The following is a 21,357-nucleotide window of genomic DNA, read 5'->3' as shown; positions in this document are numbered from 1 at the left end:
ACTGGGGCGGCCTTGGCCGCCCCGACACTTGACGGGCCGTTCGCGAACCTGCCCAACGAATGAGAAAGCACGCCCCACATGTACCTGACCGTACGCGACGCCACAAAGACCTACGGCAATTTCACCGCGCTCGACCACGTGTCGATCGAGATCGAGAAAGGCGAGTTCGTCTGCTTGCTCGGCCCGTCGGGATGCGGCAAGACGACTTTGCTGCGGCTGATCGCAGGGCTGACCGACTTGGACGGAGGAACGATCACGCTGGAGGGCGCGACCCTTTCGGATCTTCCGGCGCGCAAGCGGGGGTTCGGGATCGTGTTCCAGTCATACTCGCTGTTTCCGAACATGACGGTGGCCGAGAACATCGGTTACGGCCTGAAGATCCGGGGCGTTCGAAAAGACGACATCGCCGCACGGGTGCAGGAGTTGCTGGCGCTGGTTAAACTGCCTCAGGTGGCCGATAACCTGCCGGGGCAACTGTCGGGCGGCCAACAACAGCGCATCGCGCTGGCGCGGGCCATTGCCGTGGATCCGCGCGTCCTGTTGCTCGACGAGCCGCTATCGGCGCTCGATGCCAAGGTCCGCGCCGTGCTGCGCGACGAGATCAGACAGGTGCAGCGCTCGTTGGGCATACCAACGCTGATGGTAACACATGATCAGGAAGAAGCGCTGGCGCTGGCCGACAAGATTATCTGCATGAACCACGGGGTCGTGGTGCAGGCGGGCACGCCGGAGGATCTGTACCACCGACCCGCTACGCGCTTTGTCGCGGAGTTCATGGGGATCAGTAACCTGCTCTCTGCCGACACGGTCGCGCGGAATTTTCCCGACTTGGTGCCGACTCGTCCCGCCTCTGAAGACAGCTATCTTGCCTGTATCAGACCCGAGCAGATCGAGGTGACCCCTTCCGAAACCGGTGGGGCCGTCGTCCGCAGCATCAGTTTCCTGGGCAACCTGCGGCGCCTGGAAGTGGAAAGCCCCGCCGGGCCGCTTTTGGTCGAAACGCATGGCGGTAGTCCATATCACCCGGGCGACCGCGTTGAGCTGAGCATCGCACCCAAAGCCTGCACATGGGTTGTTGACGACACTGTTGGAACCGAGGCGGTGTCGGCATGAGCCTCGCCGAGACGTCATCCCGTGCCCGTATGCGCCGCCGATTTGACGCCGACCGCCTGCTGACGCTGGCTTGCATCGGGTTGCCGCTGCTGGGCCTGATCTTGTTCTTCGCTTACCCGATGGTGATCGTATTCCTGCGCTCGATCACGGTTGGCGACAGTTACGGGTTGGGCAACTACACCGAAGTGCTGGGCTCATCCGGGTTCTGGCGGGCCACGCGGCATTCGCTGGCGATGGGGGGCGCGACCACGGTGCTGAGTGTGTTGCTGGGGTTCATCATCGCGCATGGCCTTTACCGCTGTGCATTTCGCGGCAAGTGGCTGATACGCAGCGTCATTGTTCTGCCTCTGCTGGCCCCCTCGCTGGTACAGGCGCTCGGGCTGATCTTCCTGCTGGGCCGCAACGGCGTTATCAGTCGTATGCTTGGGGTCGAAATCGAGATTTACGGTTTCTGGGGCCTGTTGATCGCGAACACCCTCTACGCGCTGCCACAGGCCGTAATGATCATCGGCGCAGCGTTGGTGCTTCTGGACGCCCGCACCTACGAGGCCGCCGAGGTCATGGGAGCGCCGCCGTGGAGACAGTTCCGCGACCTGACCCTGCCCGCCGCGCGGTTCGGTATCCTGAACGCAGCGTTCGTCTGCTTTACCATCACCATAACCGATTTCGGCAATGCGGCGGTAATCGGCGGCGATTACTCGGTGTTGGCGACCGAGATCTACAGCCAGGTCGTGGGGCAGAGAAACTTCAATATGGGCGCCGTTGTTGGCATCATGCTGCTTTTGCCCACGGTGATCTCCTACAGTATCGAGCGGCAGGCGATGAAACGGCAGCAGGCCGGACAAATCACCGGGCAAGAGCCCTATCGGCCCAGCTTTGCTCCGCTGCGAGACATCAGCATGGCGGCGCTGTCATTGCTTATCTGCGCCGGGATCCTTTCGGTGATCGGGATCGTGGTCTATGCCAGTTTCGTCACACTGTGGCCCTACAACATGGCGCTGTCGCCCAAGCATTACGATATCACGCTGGCGGGCGGGTATTCATCGCTTTGGATGACGATCTTCATCTCGCTGGCTGCCGCTTCGGGCGGGACCGTTGCGGTTTTCCTTCTGGGTCTTGGCCTGCGACGCCTGCCCAAGGCAGTGGCGCAACCGATCCAGATCTTGGCCGCGATGCCGGCCGCTGTACCAGGGATGGTCCTGGGTCTGGCCTATATTCTGACGTTCAATTCCACGGCGACGCCGCTTTACCTGCTCTACGGTACCGCCGCGCTGATCGCGATCGTCAATTTTTACCACTACCACACACAAGGCTTCCTGACGCTGATGACTGGTTTCCGACAGCTGCCTCTGGCGCTGGAGGAAGCGGCCAATAGTCTTGGTGCCGGGCTGAGCAGGACGGCACGGGACATCGTGGCGCCATTCATCGCGCCGATGCTGGTGTCGGTTTTCTTCTTTCTCTTCATGCGCTCCATGGTGACACTGTCGGCGGTCGTCTTTCTGACAACACCGGACCTGAGCGTGGCCGCCGTGACGATCATGCGGCTGGACGATGCCGGGCTGACGTCGCAGGCAGCGGCCTTCTCGACTTGTGTAATGGCGGTTGTTTGCTTGGCCGTCCTGTCTATGAAGGTGATACTGGCGCTTTTGCGACGGCGTGGCGGGAACAAGGGGACGGCCTGATGTGGGCGAAGGAGCGTCATCAGCGGATCGTGTCGATGCTGGCGGCCAACCAGCAGGTCAGCGCAAACGATTTGGCCGAGATGATGGGAGTGTCGCGCGAGACCGTGCGGCGCGACCTGCTCGACCTTGAAGAGGCGGGAAAGGTGGCGCGGGTACATGGCGGTGCCGTTCTGCCTGAGGCGCGGACAGAGGATCCGTTTCAAAACCGCATGACGAGCCAGATCCGAGCCAAGTCCGAGATCGCGAAGAAAGCGGTCGGCCTGATCCAGCCGGGGCAAACGATCATGGTGGATGCCGGGTCGACCACTGCCGTGTTCGCCCGAGAGCTTGCGAAGGTGCCCGGCGTGTCGGTGATCACAAATTCGCTGGATATCGCCGCGACGTTACAGGCCGCAAACATGGATGTACTCCTTCTGGGCGGTCGGATCGCAGCTGACGTGCCTGCCACGGTGGGCGAGCTTACCCTTTCGGAAATACGGCGTTTCGAGGTGGATCTGTGCTTTTCCGCGCCGGTGGCTCTGCATCCCGAGAAGGGGACATATTTCTACGACCTGCAAGAGGCCGAAATCTCTGCCGCAATGGCAGCGCAGGCAGGTCGGGCGGTCTTGCTGGCGGATCATTCCAAGCTGGGAGGCACAAGCCGAGTGCGTTCCTGGGAAGTGGAGACGATCGGAGCGCTTGTGACAAACCGGGCCGCGTCCGACGTACAGCTCGACGGTTTGCGAACAGCGGGGGTCGAGATCATCTAACCACATCATTCGCCGAAGGTTTGATCGCAACCGCGCGCGCCGCTGGCTCCGTTCAGGAAATGAGGGCGGAGAAGCTGCGCTCCGCGTTAAACAGATTGTGGATTGAAGAATGGACGGCGGTGAATTTCTGCCAACTTCGCATACGCCGGAAGCGTGACATGGCGCGCTCTCTTCGTCGGAATGGCAGGTGAGGGAGCACGTGTTGGTTCTGGGTTCGCGGGATGGCGGTTTCGGATTTTCAACCTCGGACTTGCCGCACGTGTCCATTTCAAACGGGGCGCAGATATCGGCTTGGGGACGTTATTCCGCAAGTATGGGAGAACCATATGAAGCGTTTAGTATCGTTGTTGACTGCCGTTCTGCTGGCTCCACCAATTAATGCAGCAGAGCTTGATAACCGCTACGAGCAGGCGGGCACTTTTAGCATCACGGTTGACGGTGAAACGCAGAACCTCGTCATCCCTTATGATACCGAACGCGATCGCGCATATGCTGAACAAAAGTTTATAATGGGCAGCTACCTGACCATGAACGTGCTTGGCCGCAGCGTCGGCGAAGACGCCAAACCGGGTGCACCCAGGGTGCAGGAAACCCTTCAGCGCCGCTCTGGCGACATGAAGCTTTTGTCCGTCGAGATGTTTGACGAAGAGGGGTTCGAAGCACCGCTATCAATTGGCCTCGACGGTGGAGAGGGAACGCTTGCCGCATTTGAAATGACTGAAGACAACCAGGTGACCGCCACAATCGAGGGTGAGGTGCTACGCTTGGCCGACTACATGGGTGATCCCAAGGTCGCCAAAGGCGCCACGCCGCAGCCCCACCACGATCTCTTTTTCTGTGACCCTACCGCCTCTCGAAGAGTAAGGTTCGCGCTGGGCTCGAAGCCTCCATTGGCCGGGGTGTCGATGAAGGTCCGGAATGGGCCGTGAATGGCCAGAATCGCGAAGTGAGCAGTTTCGCTTCCCTTCGGACTTGACCAACCCGTGGATAAGGAATTGACCGGTAGTGCAAACTACCTGATCCGGCACAAACTCCAGGAAGTGAGAGTTAGCGGTTACTCATGGGCAATGGCAGAATTGAGCAATCGACAAGTGACAACTGAAACGAAGACGCCCGATCAGATCCGGCCAAGAGCAGCCGAACCCCAAATAACTGCCGAAAAGGAAATATCACCCTCGCCACTTATAATTCAATGAAACCTGGGATGCATGACCTTCCGCGACACGAAAAAATATGCGCATCGCGAAAAAATATCTGCGCGCCTACAATCCCGCTCAACCTCCTAAGGTCCGCTTGGCGTCGGTCGCCGCATCAGCCCGGCGCTCGCAACTTCTAACTCCTGGCTACTTCCTTCCACGGCGAAGACATCAGAACTATAAGCTGTTTTGCGTCGATCTCGGGATCTCCATTTTCGGCTCGCGCAAGATTATGGGTGAATTGCGCAAACTTATGGGGATCGCGCATGAATATGCGCGATCCTACAAGGTCTCAGAAATCTAGGTTTTCAACGCTCAGCGCGTTCTGCTGGATGAACTCGCGCCGCGGCTCCACGACGTCGCCCATCAATTTGGTGAACAAGTCGTCGGCTTCCGCCACATCATCTACTTTCACCTTGAGAAGTGTGCGGGCCTCCGGGTCCAACGTTGTTTCCCACAATTGATCGGGGTTCATTTCGCCCAAGCCTTTGTAGCGCTGCAGGGCAAGACCTTTCTCGCCCTCTTTCAAGATCGCATCCAACAGGTCGAGCGGACCATAAATGGCTTGTGACCGGTCCTTGCGATGCAATGTTGCTGGCTCGAAATAGATCTCGCGCAATCCTTTTGTCAGTTGGCCCAGACGCTTTGCCTCGCCACCACGCAATATCGGCCCATCCAGGGTGCGTACCTCTTCAACGCCCCGCAGTATACGGGTCAGGCGAATGCCATGATCCTGAGTTTGACGACCCTGCCAACCCCGCTCGTACTCAAGTGCGATCAGGTCTAGGCGTTTCGCCACGCTGTCCGCGACCGATTGGATATCTGCGTCCACGCGCCCTGGTTCGAACGCTTCGGCGATCGCTGCCTGCTCAAGGATGTGGCGGGGGTAATGCGTCGGAAAGGCCTCAAGGATGCGGGTTGCCTGCCGCGCCTCCTCGACCACGCGCACGAGGTCCTGCCCGATGATATCCTCGCCTGTTCCAAGCCGCAAAACCGCGTCTTCGGTTCCCTGCGCGATCAGGTAGTCCTCAAGCGCAGGCGTATCCTTGAGGTAGACCTCGGACTTTCCACGGCTCACTTTGAACAACGGCGGCTGCGCGATGTAGAGATAGCCGCCTTCGATCAACTCCGGCATTTGGCGGTAGAAGAATGTAAGCAGCAAAGTCCTGATATGCGCACCGTCCACATCGGCATCAGTCATGATGACAATCTTGTGGTAACGCAGTTTCGATATGTCGAACTCGTCGCGGCCGATGCCGGTGCCAAGTGCCATCACGAGGTTGCCGATCTCCTGGCTTGAAAGCATCCGGTCGAACCGAGCCCTTTCCACGTTAAGGATCTTGCCACGCAAGGGCAAAACCGCCTGCGTGGACCTATCCCGACCGGTCTGAGCCGATCCTCCAGCGCTGTCCCCCTCGACGAGAAAAACCTCTGTTTTGGAAGGGTCTTTCTCGGAACAATCCTTCAGCTTTCCGGCAAGATAGTTGACGTCGAGCGCGGTCTTTCGGCGCGTCAATTCCCGCGCCTTGCGCGCCGCCTCTCGGGCCATGGCTGCCTCCATGATCTTTCCAACGATCATCTTGGCTTCGTTCGGGTTCTCTTCAAACCACTCCGCCAGCTTTTCGTTCACCAAGCTTTCGACGGCCGGACGCACCTCGGAACTCACCAGCTTGTCCTTGGTCTGGCTCGAGAATTTCGGGTCAGGCACCTTGACCGACAGCACGCAGGTCAGACCCTCGCGCGCGTCATCCCCGGTGAAGGTGACCTTCTCTTTCTTCGCGATCCCTTTTTCGGCAGCGTACTTCTGCAAAACCCGTGTCAGTGCCCCGCGAAACCCGGCAATGTGCGTACCCCCGTCGCGCTGCGGAATATTGTTCGTGAACGGCAAGACAGTCTCATGGTAGCTATCATTCCACCACATCGCGACCTCGACACCGATTTCGTCACGCTCTCCTGTGACAAATATCGGGTCAGTCATAAGCGGAGATTTGCTGCGATCGAGGTAGCGCACGAATTCCTGCACGCCGCCATCGTAATGCAACTCCGTTTCCAGCGGTTCAGCCGGACGCTCATCACGCAGGATGATGCGCACGCCGGAGTTCAAAAACGCCAGTTCTCGCAGACGCTTTTCCAAAGTGTCGAAGCTGTAATCAAGGTTCGAAAATGTATCGAGTGACGCCAGAAACCTCACTTCGGTCCCGCGTTTTCCTGCGGCGTCACCGACCACTTCCAGATGCTTGGCCGTCTCGCCCTTCTCGAACCGCGCGACATGTTCTTTTCCGCTTCGCCAGACGCGCAGTTCCAGCCAGTCCGACAATGCGTTGACAACCGATACGCCCACTCCATGCAAGCCCCCGGAAACCTTGTAGGAATTGCTGTCGAATTTGCCCCCGGCGTGCAGTTGAGTCATGATGACCTCGGCGGCGGAAACGCCCTCTTCCTCGTGCATCTCCACGGGAATGCCACGGCCATTGTCGCTGACCGATACAGAACTATCCTTGTGAATGCAGACAGTTACGTGGTCCGCATGCCCGGCGAGGGCCTCGTCGATACCATTGTCGACAACCTCGTAGACCATGTGATGCAAGCCCGACCCGTCGTCGGTGTCGCCGATATACATGCCAGGGCGCTTGCGAACAGCTTCCAACCCCTTGAGAACCTTGATAGATTCGGCACCATATTCTTCGGGGGACGCGGCGGCTTCTGCCATGCAGATTATCCTTCGTTCAGTTTCATATTTTATACGATTCTCAGCGGGGAATGTCACGCGATAGACACAAGATTTTGTGTTTAACGATCAGGATCTTAATATCGGTATCGTGTCGGTATCCGGGTCGCATCGCGTCGGTGTCATTTTCCCGATTTCAGCGGGCATTCACGATCGACGCCGCATCATCCTCCGTCACCTCGAAAACCTGCGCACGCTCGCCCAGTTCCGAGAACAGCTCTGGCCCCGTTCCCGTCATCCACGCCTGCGCCCCCAAGGCACAGACCTCATCGTAAAGCGACGCCCGCCGCGCCGCGTCCAGGTGCGCCGCGACCTCGTCCAAGAGCAGGATCGGCGGTGCGCCAAAGTCCCGGGCCAGCGCCCGCGCGTTCGCGAGAATCAGCGACACAAGCAAAGCCTTCTGTTCGCCTGTCGAGCAGTCCGCGGCCGGAACCCCCTTGGCCGCGTAGACGCCATAGAGGTCCGCCCGGTGCGGCCCGACAAGCGTTCGCCCGGCCGCTATGTCGCGAAAGCGGCTTTCGGACAGGGCATCGCGGAAATCGGACTCGGTGCCGGGCATCTCCCCTTCGGTCATAGTCAGTTCCAACTCCGCGACCGGGAAAGCGGTCTCGGCTTGCGCCTGCGCCTCTGCCAATTGCTCCAGCGCGGCGACGCGGTTCGCATGGATCGCCGTCCCCGCCTCGGCCATCTGCCGCTCCAGCGCCACGTACCAATGCCCGTCCCGCACCTGGTCCTTCAGCAGGCGGTTGCGTTCGCGCATGGCCTTCTCATACGCCAGCGTCGCGTCGGCATGAGAGGGCGTGAAGCTGAGCGTCATGCGGTCGAGGAAGCGCCGACGCCCTTCGGCACCCTCGATCCACAGCCGGTCCATGGACGGGATCAGCCACAATACCCGGGCAATCCGCCCCAGTGCCACCTGCGACGCGGTCTTGCCGTCGATCCTGAGCTGCCGCGCGCCGCCTTCTTCGGACCAGGTCTCGACTTCGTGAACCTGGTGCATCGACCGCAGAACGCCGGTCAGCTTCCATCCGATCGCATCGGGCCGCCGCGCCATGTCCTGTGCCGCGGCGCGACGCAAGCCGCGTCCGGGTGAAAAGAGCGAGACCGCTTCGAGAATATTGGTCTTGCCCGCCCCGTTCGGACCGTAGAGCGCGACAGGTCGTGCGTCCGCATCGATCCGCACGCCCTTGTGCGACCGGAAATGCGACAGGCTGAGCGAAGACAGGTACAATCCGGGCATTCACGCCCTTTTCCTCTGGCCAAAAATATCCCCGCCGGAGGCACCGACGGGCGTCACACGCGCATCGGCATGACGACATAGACCGCCGAGGTGTCATTGCCTTCGCGCATCAGCGTGGGATCACCCGAGGAGTTGAACATGAAGACGGCGTTTTCACGATCGACCTGGCTGGCGATTTCCAGCAGGTACTTGGCGTTGAACCCGATTTCCAGTCGCTCGTCGCCATAGGCCACAGCCAGTTCTTCTTCGGCGGCGCCACTGTCGGGCGCGTTGACAGACAGGATCAGGCGGTCTTCGTCCAGCGCCAGCTTCACCGCGCGGGAGCGTTCGGAACTGACGGTGGCGACACGGTCGACGGCTTGGGCAAACTCGCTGGCGTCGACCTCCATCTTGCGGGTGTTGCCCTGCGGGATGACGCGCGTGTAATCGGGGAACGTGCCGTCGATTACCTTGGAAGTGAGCGTGATATTGGGCGTGGCAAAGCGCACCTTGGTTTCGCTGACCGACACCGCGATGGCCATGTCATCATCGTCCAGAAGCTTGCGCAGCTCGCCCACGGTCTTGCGCGGAACAATCACGCCCGGCATGTCCTCGGCGCCGTCGGGCAGGTCGGCGTCGATCCGGGCCAGCCGGTGACCGTCGGTCGCGACGCAGCGCAGCACCTTGCCGCCCTCGGCGTCCGATACGTGCATGTAGACGCCGTTGAGGTAATAGCGTGTCTCTTCCGTCGAGATCGCGAATTTCGACTTGTCGAAGAGCCGGCGCAGCACCGGAGCCTTGGCCGAGAAATTGCAGGAATATTCCGACGAGGCCATCACCGGGAAATCTTCCTTGGGCAGGGTCGCCAGAGAGAAGTTCGAGCGTCCCGCCTCGACCGTCAGGCGCCCCGAGGCACCATCGTCGGTCAGCGTCACCAGTGCCCCGTCGGGCAGCTTGCGCACGATCTCGTGCAGGGTCACGGCGGAAACGGTCGTGGCGCCCGCGCGCTCGACCTGGGCCGGGGCCTTGTCGACGACCTCGATATCCAGATCCGTGGCGCGGAAATGTACCGCATCGCCCTCGGCCTCGATCAGCACGTTGGCGAGGATCGGAATCGTGTTGCGCCGTTCGACGACGGACTGGGCCTGCGAGACCGCCTTGAGCAGCGTTCCGCGTTCGATGCTGAGTTTCATGCCCTCGCTCCCTGCGTGCGTGCCTCTGCCGGGCACCGGGACCGGCACGTTAGCAAGTTTCGCCTTATGCTCAAGCCTTTTATTGCCCCTCAGCCCTCGAGCGCGCGGCGCAGAATCCTGAGGTCTTCGGCGAGTTGCCCGTCCTGCGCGCTGAGTTCTTCGATCCGGCGCACGCCATGCATCACCGTGGTGTGATCCCGGCCGCCAAACCGCCGGCCAATTTCAGGAAGAGACCGCGAGGTCAGTTGCTTGCACAGGAACATCGCGATCTGTCTGGGGCGGGCAAAAGTGCGGACTCTTTTCGGCCCGACCATATCGCTCAAACGAATGTTGAAATGCTCCGAGACGTGGCGCTGTATCTCTTCGATCGAAACCTTCCGCTCGGACGCGCGCAGGATATCCGCAAGGCAGTCTTGGGCCAGTTCCATCGTGATCTGGTGACCGACCAGCGAGGCAAAGGCGTAAAGCCGCGTCAGCGCGCCTTCGAGGACACGCACGTTGGTCGAGATGCGATGCGCGAGGAATTCCAGCACCCCATCGGCCATTTCGAGGCTCGGATACTGCTCGGCAAAGCGGTCCGCCTTGGACTGAAGGATTCCAAGCCGCAACTCGTAGTCGGTGGGATGTAGGTCCACCACCAGGCCACATTGCAGGCGCGACTTGATGCGCTCTTCCAGGTTTTGGATCTCCCCCGGGGCGCGGTCGGCTGAAATGACGATCTGCTTGTTCTGATCCACGAGCGCGTTGAACGTGTGAAAGAATTCTTCCTGCGTGCTGTCCTTGCCGGCGATGAACTGAACGTCGTCGACCATCAGCACGTCGACCGAGCGGAAAAGCTCCTTGAAATCCATCATGCGGCGGTCCCGCAATGCTTGCACAAAGCGGTACATGAACTGCTCTGCGGACAGATAGAGCACGTTCAGCTCTGGCTGCGCTGCCTGAAGCTCCCAGGCGATGGCATGCATGAGGTGTGTCTTGCCAAGGCCGACGCCGCCATAGAGGAAAAGCGGGTTGAAGGTGACCGGGCCGCCCTCGGCCACACGCTTGGCCGCGGCATGAGCAAGCTCGTTGGGCTTGCCCACCACGAAACGATCAAAGGTGAAGCGCTCATCCAGCGGCGCGGAAGACAGGACGTCGTCGGTCAAACGGCGCGCCGGAGCCGCGGGGGGCGTATCTTTCGTTGTTTCCGATGCGTTGGTTACGGTCGCTTGCGGCTTCTGGGAGGAATTCGCCGCGACCTGGAAATCGATCCGGCGGATAGAGGGGGCGTAGCCGTTCACCTTGAACAGGATCAGCTCGCCGAAATTGCGGGATACATAATTGCCCTGGAAGGTCGTCGGAACCTTGAAGGTCACAACGTCATCGTTGATCGCCGTCAGCTCCAGCGGCTCGATCCAGTTGGTGAAGTTGTTCTTGCCGATTGTCTTGAGCAGGTCTTGCTTGATCTGGCCCCATTGATCACTTGTCATTTTTATCCCGTTCCGCGGTCTTATCGTTTCCATCCAGCACGCCCCCGATTGGCATACCCCTTACAATTGCGTTCGCGGTTCGGTCGGCAATAGGCAAACGACAACCCATCACCCGACACGGAGTACCGGGAGAAAAGCCGTTTGGCCTGTATCTGAGCGCCACCCAGCGCTGGCCCTGTCTCGTCCCCACAAGCGTGGACCAAGCCGCATGGATCGCGCCAATCCGTTGGACAATATGGCTCCCGACATCGGTCGGATACACCGGCATGATCAGAGCAGTTGATCCGTGTCCGGTGCGAGCGCCTGTCCCCCCAAGCGTGAATCGCTCTGGCAAATTAGCAATTGAGTCAGCGAGACGGCAACTGATCTTAGCGCTTGACTCGGTCTTTGCCGCGAAAAAGTCACACGAACCCGAGTCGTTCATAGCCATAAAAAAAAGGTGCCGCGCGATTCGGCACCTTTTCCTTCAATAGCTTAGGGCCGTGTCTCAGCCGAGCGATTTCACCCGCGAAGACAGGCGCGCCATTTTCCGTGAAGCGGTGTTTTTATGAAACACTCCCTTCGATACGCCCCGCATCAGTTCGGGCTGAGCGGCACGGAGCGCATTTTGTGCAGCTTCCTTGTCGCCGGAGGCGATGGCTTCCTCGACTTTGCGCAGGAAGGTGCGAATCCGCGAGCGGCGCGCTTTGTTGACACTGAGGCGGCGGGCGTTCTGGCGCGCGCGCTTCTTGGACTGGAGAGTATTGGCCATGTTGTGAACCTTTTCGGGTCTGTCATTTCGTTTCAGATGTGCACGAGGACGAGCCCGTTCCGGCAGGCCAAGGGCCGGAATGATTCTGGCCAGAGCGGGCCGCACGCGCATGTATGGCGCAGGCGTATAGCCGCAAATGCCGCGAAAGCAAACAGCAAAGTTCCACATATCCGGCCCTGTGCCCGCCACGCGCCTTCAGCCGGCCTCCAGCAGCGCGGCCGCCAGATCCTCGGCCCCCGGTGCGGCGGTCAGGACAAGGGCCTTGCCCGTAGGGACCGCGATGTCGAACGGACAGACAAGTTGGCCTGCATCCAGCGCGGTTTGTACCAGCACACGGTGCGCCATCAACACGCCTGCACCCGCACGCGCCTCTTCCAATGCCATTGCGTAAAGAGAAAAGGACGCGCTGCCGAAATCGCCGGGAAGCGTCACCCCAGCCTGCGTGGCCCAGAGCGACCAATCCTCGGGCCAGGCCGCGTCGACAAGCAGGGTCTGCGCCGCAAGGTCATCCGGCGTTCGGATCTTGCGCGCCAGTGCCGGGGCGCAGACCGGGAAAATTTCGTCGCGGGCGAGCACGTGCTGCGCCTCGAGTTTGCCTGGCACTGCGATGAACAGGCTGAGATCGAACATGTCCCGCGACAGGTTGGGCGGCGTTTCGAGTGCCGTCACGGACATGCGCGCCTCTGGCCGAACCGCGCGCAGCGACGGCAACCGCGGCGCCAGCCAAAGCTGGGCGACGGAGGGCAGCGCCGCGATCTGAACCGTCTTGGCCGGCGCGACACCGCGCAAGGCCCGCGTGGCGTGCCCAAGCTGGTCGAAAGCAGCGGTGAATTTCGGCAACAGGCTGGACCCGGCCTTGGTCAGGCGCACACCGTGAGAACGGCGCTCGAACAGCGGTGTTCCGGCCCAGTCTTCCAGCGTCTTGATGTGCTGCGACACCGCGCCCGGCGTCACGCACAGTTCTTCAGCCGCCAGCGCGAAGCCGCCCAGTCGGGCGGCGGCCTCGAACGCGCGCAGCGCATTGAGCGGCGGACCCTTGGGGCGGGGAGGCGACACGGGCACTTAAACTAGCCTTAGTTTTTCTAACCTCATTATTCCTTATTCTGCTTTGCGCCCCGCGTCGAGCCTCGGCATGATCCCGGGCAGATCAATCGGAGTACCGACCATGACCCTTGCCCATCGCGACTGGGTGCCCGCCCCCAGCGAAACGCTTGTTCAGACCATCGCCACGCGCACGGCATCGCAGGACAGCGAAACCATCGCGGCGCGGATCGCGACCCTTGCCGCGGAAAATCGCAAGATCCACGAACGCGACTGTTTCAACCTTAACCCGGCCACGAATGTGATGAATCCACGGGCCGAAGTCCTGTTATCGTCCGGCATTGGCTCGCGCCCGTCGCTGGGCTATCCCGGCGACAAGTACGAGATGGGGCTGGAGGCGATCGAAGAGATCGAGGTTGTCGCCGCCGAGCTGGTTGCCGAGATCTTTCAGGCGCGGTTTTCCGAGATCCGCGTGGCCTCGGGCGCGATGGCGAATCTCTATGCCTTCATGGCGACCTGCAAACCGGGCGACACGATCATCGCGCCCCCGGCCACGATCGGCGGGCATGTGACGCATCACATTGACGGCTGCGCCGGGCTGTTCGGGTTGCGCACCGTGCCGGCGCCGATCAACCCCGATGGCTACACGCTGGACATAGACGCGCTGCGCACGATGGCAGAACAGGAAAAGCCCGCGCTGATCACCGTGGGCGGCTCGCTGAACCTGTTCGAACATCCAGTCGCGGAGGTGCGCGCCATTGCCGACGGCGTGGGCGCGAAGGTCATGTTCGACGCGGCCCACCAATGCGGGATCATCGCCGGGCGTGCATGGAAGAACCCGCTGGCCGAAGGCGCGCACCTGATGACGATGAGCACCTACAAGAGCCTGGGCGGACCGGCGGGCGGCGTGATCGTCACCAACGAGGCAGAGTTGGCCGAACGTCTGGACGCCATCGCCTTTCCGGGCATGACCGCGAACTTCGATGCTGCCAAGTCGGCGGCTCTCGCCGTCTCGATGCTGGACTGGCGCGAGCATGGACCAGCCTATGCGCAGGCGATGATCGACCTGTCCAAGGCGTTGGCAGAATCCTTGGCCGCCAATGGCGTTCCGGTTTTCAACACGCCCAACGGATACACCAATTCGCACCAGTTCGCGGTTGAGGCGGAAAGTTTCGGCGGTGGTCAGGCCGCGTCAAAGACCTTGCGCAAAGCCGGCTTCCTGGCTTGTGGGATCGGCCTGCCCATCGCGGAGGTTCCGGGCGACATGAACGGGTTGCGCATCGGCACGCCAGAATTGGTGCGATGGGGTGTCACGGCCCAAGACGCTCCGGCGCTTGCCGCGTTGATCCACGAAGGCCTGACCAAAGATCCAGAGGCGGTCGCGCCGGGTACTCAGTCAATGCGCAAGCGGTTCGACACGCTGCATTTCGTGATCTGAAATCGAGCGGGGGCAGACAGGCCCCTGCCCCTCACTTGTCGCGGAACTGCGCTTCGCGTTTCTCGGCAAAGGCGGCCATGCCTTCCTTCTGGTCCTCGGTCGCGAAGAGCGAGTGGAACACGCGGCGCTCGAACAACAGACCCTCGGCCAAAGGCACCTCGTAAGAACGATTGACCGCTTCCTTGACCGCCATGACGGTGATCATGGACTTCTCGGCGATCTTGCCTGCGGCGGCCATGGCCTCTTCCACAAGCTTCTTGGCCGGAACGACGCGGCTGACAAGGCCCGAACGGTCAGCTTCTTCGGCATCCATGAAGCGGCCCGTCAGGTTCATGTCCATGGATTTCGACTTGCCGATGAAACGGGTAAGGCGCTGGCTGCCGCCCATCCCGGCCATCACGCCGAGGTTGATCTCGGGCTGGCCGAACTTGGCGTTGTCTGCGGCGATGATGAAGTCGCACATCATGGCAAGCTCGCACCCGCCGCCCAACGCATAGCCCGACACGGCGGCGATGATCGGTTTGCGGATGCGCACGATGGCGTCCGCCTCGGGGCCAAAGAGGTTGCCGGCGAAGACGTCCACGAAGGACTTTTCCGACATCATCTTGATGTCCGCGCCGGCGGCGAAAGCCTTTTCCGAGCCGGTGATGACGATGCAGCGCACCTTGTCGTTGCCTTCGGCATCCTGCAACGCATCGACAAGTTCGCCCAGCAACTGATCGTTGAGGGCATTCAGGGCATCGGGGCGGTTGAGGGTGATTTTGGCGACGTGGTCTTCTACTTCGACGATGATCGTCTCATAGGCCATGAAATCTGCTTTCGCTTGTTTCTGTCAGATTTGAGTCATTACCATTTGGGTCAGTCGGATCAAGGTTATCTTTGGCAGGTCGCGCAATAGAAGCTCGACCGGCCCGATTGAACGACGCGGCGCACATTTCCCGGGCAGCCGGGGCGGCGGCAGGGGGCGCCTACGCGGTCGTAGACGTCGAAGCTGTGCTGAAAATATCCAAGTTCGCCATCGGCTTGGCGGAAATCGCGCAACGAAGACCCACCAGCGAGAATCGCGTCGTTCAGCACGGCGCGGATGATCGGCACCAGTGCCGCGACCCGCTTGGCCGAGATTCGTCCGGCGCGGCGCAGGGGCGAGATGCCGGCCCGGAAGAGCGCCTCGCAGACGTAGATATTGCCCAGCCCCGCCACGATTCGTTGATCCAGCAGGGCCGATTTGATCGGCGTGTTCTTATCCTGCAGCGCTGCGACGAGATAAGGCTCGTCGAACTGGTTGCCCAAGGGCTCGGGGCCCAGTTTGGCCAGCAGGGGATGCGCCTCGGCGTTGTCGGTGGCCATCAGGTCCATCGCGCCGAAGCGGCGCGGGTCGTTGAAAGTGATGCGGGCGCCGTTGGCCATGTCGAGCACCACGTGGTCATGTTTCTCCGCCGCGGGATGATCGTGCACGAACTGCCCCAGCGGATCTCCCGAGATCAGGATGCGGCCGGACATGCCAAGGTGGATCAACAGCGTCTCGCCCGAGGACAGGTCGGCAAGGATGTATTTCGACCGCCGCCGCAGACCCAGGACACGCTGTCCGGTCAGCCGCGTGGCCATGCCCGGCGGAAAGGGCCAGCGCAGGTCGGGGCGGTTGACCTGTGCCGACGCGATCACGGCACCGGTCATCGCGGGCTCCAGCCCGCGGCGCACTGTCTCGACCTCTGGCAATTCCGGCATTCTGCCCCCTCTGCGACCAAACGGGCGCATTGTAACCCGCCCCCGGCGACCTATAAGAAGGACTTGAGGATCAAACGGCAAGGCCGCGGGGATAAATGACCGGGAAAACAACGCATTTCGGATACGAGGACATCCCCGAGGAGGAAAAGGCGGGCCGCGTGCGCGGCGTGTTCGGCTCGGTCGCGTCGAAATACGACGTGATGAACGACGCGATGTCCTTCGGCATCCACCGCGTCTGGAAAGACGCGATGATGGACTGGCTGGCGCCGCGCGCGGGCCAGCGCCTGCTGGACGTGGCGGGTGGCACCGGGGACATTGCCTTTCGGTTCCTCGAACGCGCCGGATCGGGCCACGCCACGGTTCTGGACCTGACCGAACCAATGCTGGTCGAAGGCCGCAAGCGGGCCGAGGCGGAACAGATGGCCGAAAGCCTTGACTGGGTGGTGGGCGACGCGATGGCGCTGCCCTTTGCCGACAACAGTTTCGATGTCTACACGATCAGTTTCGGTATCCGGAACGTCACCCGACCGCAGGAGGCCCTGAACGAAGCTTTTCGCGTGCTGAAACCCGGCGGGCGGCTGATGGTGCTGGAATTCAGCCAGATCCCGAACGACCTGATGCAGAAGGTCTATGACCTGTATTCCTTCAACATCATTCCGCAGATGGGCAAGGCCATCGCCGGGGATCGCGACAGCTATCAGTACCTTGTTGAGTCGATCCGCAAGTTCCCCGACCAGGAAACGTTCTTGGGCATGGTGCGGCAAGCCGGGTTCGACCAGGCCAAGTACCGCAACCTGAGCATGGGAATAGCCTGCCTGCATTCCGGCTGGAAGATCTGAGCCATGCGCGGACCGCACAACATCCTGCGCCTGATCCGCACGGGCGCCACGCTGGAACGCACCGGCGCCATGGGCCTGATCATGGATGCGATGGACGCGCCGCCGCTGGTGCGCGGCACCATGCGATTCCTCGCCTGGCCGTTTCAATGGCTGGGCTACAAGGGCGACACCAATATGCCGCCCGCGCTGCGCGCGCTGACCGCGCTGGGCCCGGCCTATATCAAGTTCGGGCAGGTATTCTCGACCCGGCCCGACATCGTCGGTGATGCGCTGGCCCAGGAGTTGCGGGTGTTGCAGGACAAGCTGCCGCCTTTCGATGCGGAGGTGGCCAAGGCCAGTGTCGCCAGCTCGATGGGTCAGCCGGTCGATGCCGTTTTCTCGGAGTTCAGCGACCCGATTGCCGCCGCGTCGATCGCGCAGGTGCACAAGGCGCGGCTGCGAGACACTGGACAGGACGTGGCGGTCAAGGTGCTGCGCCCGGGAATCGAGCGGGCCTTTCGCCGGGACATCGACGCGTTCTATTTCGCGGCGCGCATGATCGAGGTGCTGTCTCCGTCCGCGCGCCGCCTGAAACCGCGCGACGTGATCGCCCATTTCGAGGGCGTGGTTAACGGAGAACTCGACCTGCGTCTCGAAGCGGCCTCTGCCAGCGAGTTCACCGCCAATACCGCCGAGGATGAAGGCTTCAGCCTGCCGGCCGTCAACTGGGATATGTCCGGGCGGCGCGTGATGGTGATGGAATGGGCCGACGGGGCGCCGATGGGCGACAACGCCGCCATAGACGCCGCCGGCCACGACCGGGCGGAGCTTGGCGAACGGGTGCTGCAACTGTTCCTGAAACACGCCCTGCGAGACGGTTTTTTTCACGCCGACATGCACCAGGGCAACCTGAAGGTCGCGCCGAACGGCGATATCATCGCCTATGATTTCGGGATCATGGGGCATATCGACGAATACACCCGCCGGGTCTATGCCGAGATCCTCTATGGCTTTATCAAGCGCGATTACCAGCGTGTCGCCGAAGTGCATTTCGAGGCCGGCTACGTCCCCCCCGACCGCGACGTGGACGACTTTGCCCGTGCGCTGAGAGCCGTCGGCGAGCCGATTTTCGGCATGGATGCCTCTAAGATCTCGATGGGCGGGCTGTTAAGCTATCTATTTGAAGTGACAGAAAGATTCGGGATGGAGACCCGCACCGAGCTTATCCTTCTGCAACGCACGATGGTCGTTGTCGAGGGTGTCGCGCGAAGCCTGAACCCGCAGACCAACATCTGGCAGGTCGCCAAGCCCGTGGTCGAGGATTACATCCGCAAGAACATCGGCCCCGGCGCCGCGGTGCGCGACCTGCGCCGCACGCTGATGGTGCTGTCGCGGTATGGGCCGCGCCTGCCCAAGATAGTCGAAAGCGCGTTGATCCGCCAATCGTCGCCCGAACCGGAGCCAACGCGCGGCCTGCGCTGGAAATCCGTGCTATGGCTGGGTATGGGCATCACGCTTGGTGCCATGGCAACTTTGCTGGCAACGATGTTTTTCTGAAGACGTGGTTTTGATGTGACTCCTGCCAATCCGTAGAGATCGAAAAGAATCCGGTTATTAGCGCCCGAATGTGGCCAATTCGCCAATATTTTCATCTTACCTCGGCAAACGAAGCCCCAGAATGTCGGAGGCTCCCACTTCCTGACCGTTCTCCATCACCAGTACGGTTTGATCTGCCTCCCTCCTCGCCTCGACAATTCTGCCATGGACCTGCACCGGTGTCGTCTCGACGATCTCTTCCCCGGTAAAAGACTCGACGCTCAGGTCATATGTTCCGGGCGGCAGTTGGTTACCTTCAGGATCGCTGCCCAGCCAGGCAATCTCTTGCCGCTCGCCAGAGACGGCAAGGCGCTGAACTTCGTTGCCTGAGCCATCACGAACCACCAGGTCGTGCCGATCAGCGAGGTTGTCGCCCGAAATTGTCAAATTCACCTGAGTTCCATCAAACCTGACCGGGGCGATCGCGCGGCCCTCCATACCAATCCAGCCCGACATTTGCGACACGCCCAGAAGGCTCATTTGCGCTCCGAGGGCCGACAGCAGGTCGTTGGACTTTACCTGTTGTTCCACGCCAGAGAAGGTCGCAAGCTGTGTCGCGAACTCCGTCGACTCCATCGGGTTCAGCGGGTCCTGGTTCTCCATCTGCACTGTCAGCATGCGGATGAACGTCTCGAAATCCGAACTCAGTGTGGATGAGCCGCTTGCAGTGGTTGCGGTCCCGCTTGCGGACGCACCAGCGGTGTTTACGGAAAGAGTAGAGATATCCATGATATTGTCCTTTGAAATAGATCAGAGCCGAATATCGACGCGGTCCAGCGCTATCCGGGTAGATACATCCAGTGGCGCGACGTCAGGCGTCGCATCACCATCCGGTTCGGCCACGTCATGCCGATACGAGCCGCGATCCGCGGCACTCTTCTGACCGGTTTGCGGATCGCCGCCTTGTCCGAACGAGAATTCTGCCGCGCCATAGCCGATCTCACGGAACTCCTGCGCCAGGATGTCGGAGTTTCGCCGCAGCAGGTCCAGCGTTTCCGGCCTGTCAGCCAATACGCTCACGACGACGCCGGTATCGCTGGTCTGCAGGTTGATCCGGACCCGCCCAAGCTCGGCCGGGTTCAAGCGAATTTCGGCGGATTGTTCCGTCGCCCGGCGCAAGCCCGCTGCCAGTTGTTCCGAAACATGGCGCGGCATTCGCGCCAAGCCAACAAGACTTGTGCGCAACGGCGCGCTGGTCTCGACCTGGCTTGTCAAGGCGCCGACGGTATTCATGCGGCTACTGTCCGGTTCGAATGTCCTAGCCCAATCCTCGCCTTTGCTGTGCGCATCCAAGTTCTCGGGAACGACTGCGGATGTGACAATCGGGGGGCTGGAAACCGGCTTGCTGCCGTAGGCTGGCGCGAGGTCCGGCTGCAGAGTGCCCTGGTTGGCCGTTCGCGCCTCCGCCGCGGACAGCCTGCGATAGTCGGCCGGTTCCGAGTTCGGGACCTGCTGCACTTCGGCCGCGGGCTTCGACATCGCGATCTGACGCGCGAATGTATCGGATGCCGGAACGGCCGATGACCATCCACGACCCATGCCGACCGAAGGTTCGGACTTCACGATGCTTTGCGTTGGCGGCGCGGCGACCCCGCCGTCTAGCACCACGAACTGGGATAGCGTGCCAGCGCCGACGCGATTCTGGACATTCGGAACCGAGCGAATATCCCGCTCTTGCCTGGAGACGGTATTGTCGGCCTCGCCCGCTTGATCCGATGAAATCACAACAGCCTGATTGGGTCTTTTGTCGCCAGATTGGGGTACCAGCATGTAATTCTCTGGCCTGGAATTGACTGTCGGACTTCGTGTCAGCGCTTCGTCCGCACGAAACTCGCCGTCTGCCGAAGGAGCGAAATACCCGACCTGAGGTCTCACGCCCGCTGTGGCAAGAAACTCTGCAGACTTCGCGGCCCCCGGCGAAGGCGCAGCAGAACTTGTCCGGCCCGCCGGATCCGATGGGCCATTGCCCTGAGCGAGGTCACGCTCGGCACCGAAACCATCAGGGCTGCGCACCGGGTTCTGCGATGGCTCAGCCGGAGCCTGGTGCCTCGCTTGCGGCGCAGCGTTCCGGCCCTCAACCTTGTGGTCCCGGGCGTTGCCCGCCCAAGAGACCTCACCTTTCCCGTCCGACGCTATGACAGGCTTCGAAGGCAAGGACGCTGTCAGTGCCGTTCTATCCTTGCGAAGCGCGTCATGTTTCGGCGTGGCATTCTGCTCTTCGATTTCCGCCTCGCTCACCCCGGCGACAAGGCGAGACTCTTCTGCGGCCTCCGTGGCGATCGGGTGCTCATCCTCAACCGGCGCATCGGTTTCACCACTGTCGGATTCGATGGCCTCGCCCGATGCCTCTGTGTGCGCGTCGGGATCCTCCACTTGAAGATCGATTTTCGCTTTCTGCTTGGGAGTGTCGGTCTCAGAGGGACGCGGTACTGCCTCGACAAACACGGAAGCAAAGCTGGGGCGGTGCGTATTGCCCTCGGCTTTGCCGTCCTCCGCGGCAGGCACATTCCTTACCGCATTCCCGCTGTTTGTCTGTGCGGCAGACGTCTCGCTTGTGACCGTGTAAAACATTCTTGAGCTCCGGGATTTCTTCCTCAGCCCGTCGAACTTCGCAGATCGTGATTACCAGTTCTTTACCG

General features: G+C 61.3%; 18 protein-coding genes and 1 pseudogene. 8 read left to right on the top strand and 11 right to left on the bottom strand.

Annotated elements, in window-relative coordinates; all coding sequences use genetic code 11:
* Window positions 1-78 precede the first annotated feature (78 nt).
* The 3 genes from PVV74_RS07895 to PVV74_RS07885 are packed head-to-tail and all read left to right on the top strand — an operon-like array spanning window position 79 to window position 3,544.
* On the top strand, window positions 79-1,113 hold the full coding sequence (locus PVV74_RS07895) for an ABC transporter ATP-binding protein (protein WP_274592813.1): 1,035 nt from the start codon (window positions 79-81) through the stop codon (window positions 1,111-1,113).
* Entirely contained in the window at window positions 1,110-2,795 is a 1,686-nt protein-coding gene (locus tag PVV74_RS07890) for an ABC transporter permease subunit (RefSeq protein ID WP_103762683.1), read from the top strand. The genes PVV74_RS07895 and PVV74_RS07890 overlap by 4 nt, the downstream gene beginning before the upstream one ends.
* Window positions 2,795-3,544 (top strand): DeoR/GlpR family DNA-binding transcription regulator, encoded by a 750-nt coding sequence (locus PVV74_RS07885; protein WP_103762682.1) that lies wholly within the window; start codon window positions 2,795-2,797, stop codon window positions 3,542-3,544. Before PVV74_RS07890 ends, PVV74_RS07885 begins: the two co-directional genes overlap by 1 nt.
* A gap of 64 nt (window positions 3,545-3,608) precedes the next feature.
* On the opposite strand, the pseudogene PVV74_RS07880 reads toward PVV74_RS07885, so the two are convergent.
* Window positions 3,609-3,734: pseudogene (locus tag PVV74_RS07880) on the bottom strand (IS6 family transposase); the annotation flags it as partial.
* Window positions 3,735-3,870: 136 nt separating this feature from the next.
* Here PVV74_RS07880 and PVV74_RS07875 point away from each other — a divergent pair.
* Together PVV74_RS07875 and PVV74_RS07870 are read left to right on the top strand one after the other, a co-directional pair.
* Window positions 3,871-4,473 (top strand): hypothetical protein, encoded by a 603-nt coding sequence (locus PVV74_RS07875; RefSeq protein WP_274592812.1) that lies wholly within the window; start codon window positions 3,871-3,873, stop codon window positions 4,471-4,473.
* A 304-nt stretch (window positions 4,474-4,777) separates the two neighbouring features.
* Entirely contained in the window at window positions 4,778-5,044 is a 267-nt protein-coding gene (locus PVV74_RS07870; protein ID WP_274592811.1) for a hypothetical protein, read from the top strand.
* Here the strand turns inward: PVV74_RS07870 and gyrB are convergent.
* From gyrB to PVV74_RS07840, 6 genes are all read right to left on the bottom strand, one after another.
* The gene (gene gyrB / locus PVV74_RS07865) at window positions 5,033-7,450 is read right to left on the bottom strand and encodes a DNA topoisomerase (ATP-hydrolyzing) subunit B (protein ID WP_103762680.1); all 2,418 of its coding nucleotides are present in this window, start codon (window positions 7,448-7,450) and stop codon (window positions 5,033-5,035) included. The genes PVV74_RS07870 and gyrB overlap by 12 nt on opposite strands.
* A 154-nt stretch (window positions 7,451-7,604) precedes the next feature.
* Entirely contained in the window at window positions 7,605-8,708 is a 1,104-nt protein-coding gene (gene recF / locus PVV74_RS07860; protein WP_103762679.1) for a DNA replication/repair protein RecF, read from the bottom strand.
* A 53-nt stretch (window positions 8,709-8,761) separates the two neighbouring features.
* Complete coding sequence (gene dnaN / locus PVV74_RS07855; protein WP_103762678.1) at window positions 8,762-9,880, bottom strand: DNA polymerase III subunit beta; 1,119 nt, start codon at window positions 9,878-9,880, stop codon at window positions 8,762-8,764.
* An 89-nt stretch (window positions 9,881-9,969) separates the two neighbouring features.
* Window positions 9,970-11,349 (bottom strand): chromosomal replication initiator protein DnaA, encoded by a 1,380-nt coding sequence (gene dnaA / locus PVV74_RS07850; protein ID WP_274592810.1) that lies wholly within the window; start codon window positions 11,347-11,349, stop codon window positions 9,970-9,972.
* Between the two features lie 487 nt (window positions 11,350-11,836).
* Window positions 11,837-12,100 carry a 30S ribosomal protein S20 gene (gene rpsT / locus PVV74_RS07845; RefSeq protein WP_103762677.1) on the bottom strand — a complete coding sequence of 88 codons (264 nt, stop codon included), beginning with the start codon at window positions 12,098-12,100 and terminating at the stop codon, window positions 11,837-11,839.
* Between the two features lie 195 nt (window positions 12,101-12,295).
* Window positions 12,296-13,162 carry a LysR family transcriptional regulator gene (locus tag PVV74_RS07840; protein ID WP_274592809.1) on the bottom strand — a complete coding sequence of 289 codons (867 nt, stop codon included), beginning with the start codon at window positions 13,160-13,162 and terminating at the stop codon, window positions 12,296-12,298.
* 103 nt (window positions 13,163-13,265) lie between these two features.
* Here PVV74_RS07840 and glyA point away from each other — a divergent pair, with 103 nt between their 5' ends.
* Window positions 13,266-14,579 carry a serine hydroxymethyltransferase gene (glyA, locus tag PVV74_RS07835; protein WP_274592808.1) on the top strand — a complete coding sequence of 438 codons (1,314 nt, stop codon included), beginning with the start codon at window positions 13,266-13,268 and terminating at the stop codon, window positions 14,577-14,579.
* A 31-nt stretch (window positions 14,580-14,610) separates the two neighbouring features.
* Here the strand turns inward: glyA and PVV74_RS07830 are convergent, their stop codons facing one another.
* Complete coding sequence (locus PVV74_RS07830; protein WP_103762674.1) at window positions 14,611-15,387, bottom strand: enoyl-CoA hydratase; 777 nt, start codon at window positions 15,385-15,387, stop codon at window positions 14,611-14,613.
* Between the two features lie 65 nt (window positions 15,388-15,452).
* Window positions 15,453-16,304 (bottom strand): bifunctional DNA-formamidopyrimidine glycosylase/DNA-(apurinic or apyrimidinic site) lyase, encoded by an 852-nt coding sequence (gene mutM, locus PVV74_RS07825; RefSeq protein WP_274592807.1) that lies wholly within the window; start codon window positions 16,302-16,304, stop codon window positions 15,453-15,455.
* Window positions 16,305-16,399: 95 nt separating this feature from the next.
* On the opposite strand from mutM, the gene ubiE reads away from it, so the two are divergent.
* On the top strand, window positions 16,400-17,143 hold the full coding sequence (ubiE, locus tag PVV74_RS07820; RefSeq protein ID WP_274592806.1) for a bifunctional demethylmenaquinone methyltransferase/2-methoxy-6-polyprenyl-1,4-benzoquinol methylase UbiE: 744 nt from the start codon (window positions 16,400-16,402) through the stop codon (window positions 17,141-17,143).
* Window positions 17,144-17,146: 3 nt separating this feature from the next.
* Window positions 17,147-18,679 (top strand): 2-polyprenylphenol 6-hydroxylase, encoded by a 1,533-nt coding sequence (gene ubiB, locus PVV74_RS07815; protein ID WP_274592805.1) that lies wholly within the window; start codon window positions 17,147-17,149, stop codon window positions 18,677-18,679.
* 96 nt (window positions 18,680-18,775) lie between these two features.
* On the opposite strand, the gene PVV74_RS07810 is transcribed toward ubiB, so the two are convergent.
* Both PVV74_RS07810 and PVV74_RS07805 read right to left on the bottom strand, forming a co-directional pair.
* A complete protein-coding gene (locus PVV74_RS07810; RefSeq protein ID WP_274592804.1) occupies window positions 18,776-19,447 on the bottom strand; it encodes a flagellar hook capping FlgD N-terminal domain-containing protein in 672 nt (223 codons plus the stop codon).
* A gap of 21 nt (window positions 19,448-19,468) precedes the next feature.
* Window positions 19,469-21,289: a flagellar hook-length control protein FliK gene (locus tag PVV74_RS07805; RefSeq protein WP_274592803.1), complete on the bottom strand. Its 1,821-nt coding sequence runs from the start codon at window positions 21,287-21,289 to the stop codon at window positions 19,469-19,471.
* Window positions 21,290-21,357: the final 68 nt, after the last annotated feature.

The sequence above is a fragment of the Roseovarius sp. SK2 genome (assembly GCF_028807495.1).
Lineage (GTDB): Bacteria > Pseudomonadota > Alphaproteobacteria > Rhodobacterales > Rhodobacteraceae > Roseovarius > Roseovarius confluentis.
Note: the sequence above shows the minus strand (reverse complement) of the source record. Positions and strands in the feature narration are given on the sequence as shown.

Coding starts and splice junctions, on each gene's coding strand:
- PVV74_RS07895 (WP_274592813.1), top strand. CDS start 79: ATGTACCTGACCGTACGCGACGCCACAAAGACCTACGGCAATTTCACC.
- PVV74_RS07890 (WP_103762683.1), top strand. CDS start 1,110: ATGAGCCTCGCCGAGACGTCATCCCGTGCCCGTATGCGCCGCCGATTT.
- PVV74_RS07885 (WP_103762682.1), top strand. CDS start 2,795: ATGTGGGCGAAGGAGCGTCATCAGCGGATCGTGTCGATGCTGGCGGCC.
- PVV74_RS07875 (WP_274592812.1), top strand. CDS start 3,871: ATGAAGCGTTTAGTATCGTTGTTGACTGCCGTTCTGCTGGCTCCACCA.
- PVV74_RS07870 (WP_274592811.1), top strand. CDS start 4,778: ATGCGCATCGCGAAAAAATATCTGCGCGCCTACAATCCCGCTCAACCT.
- gyrB (WP_103762680.1), bottom strand. CDS start 7,450: ATGGCAGAAGCCGCCGCGTCCCCCGAAGAATATGGTGCCGAATCTATC.
- recF (WP_103762679.1), bottom strand. CDS start 8,708: ATGCCCGGATTGTACCTGTCTTCGCTCAGCCTGTCGCATTTCCGGTCG.
- dnaN (WP_103762678.1), bottom strand. CDS start 9,880: ATGAAACTCAGCATCGAACGCGGAACGCTGCTCAAGGCGGTCTCGCAG.
- dnaA (WP_274592810.1), bottom strand. CDS start 11,349: ATGACAAGTGATCAATGGGGCCAGATCAAGCAAGACCTGCTCAAGACA.
- rpsT (WP_103762677.1), bottom strand. CDS start 12,100: ATGGCCAATACTCTCCAGTCCAAGAAGCGCGCGCGCCAGAACGCCCGC.
- glyA (WP_274592808.1), top strand. CDS start 13,266: ATGACCCTTGCCCATCGCGACTGGGTGCCCGCCCCCAGCGAAACGCTT.
- PVV74_RS07830 (WP_103762674.1), bottom strand. CDS start 15,387: ATGGCCTATGAGACGATCATCGTCGAAGTAGAAGACCACGTCGCCAAA.
- mutM (WP_274592807.1), bottom strand. CDS start 16,304: ATGCCGGAATTGCCAGAGGTCGAGACAGTGCGCCGCGGGCTGGAGCCC.
- ubiE (WP_274592806.1), top strand. CDS start 16,400: ATGACCGGGAAAACAACGCATTTCGGATACGAGGACATCCCCGAGGAG.
- ubiB (WP_274592805.1), top strand. CDS start 17,147: ATGCGCGGACCGCACAACATCCTGCGCCTGATCCGCACGGGCGCCACG.
- PVV74_RS07810 (WP_274592804.1), bottom strand. CDS start 19,447: ATGGATATCTCTACTCTTTCCGTAAACACCGCTGGTGCGTCCGCAAGC.
- PVV74_RS07805 (WP_274592803.1), bottom strand. CDS start 21,289: ATGTTTTACACGGTCACAAGCGAGACGTCTGCCGCACAGACAAACAGC.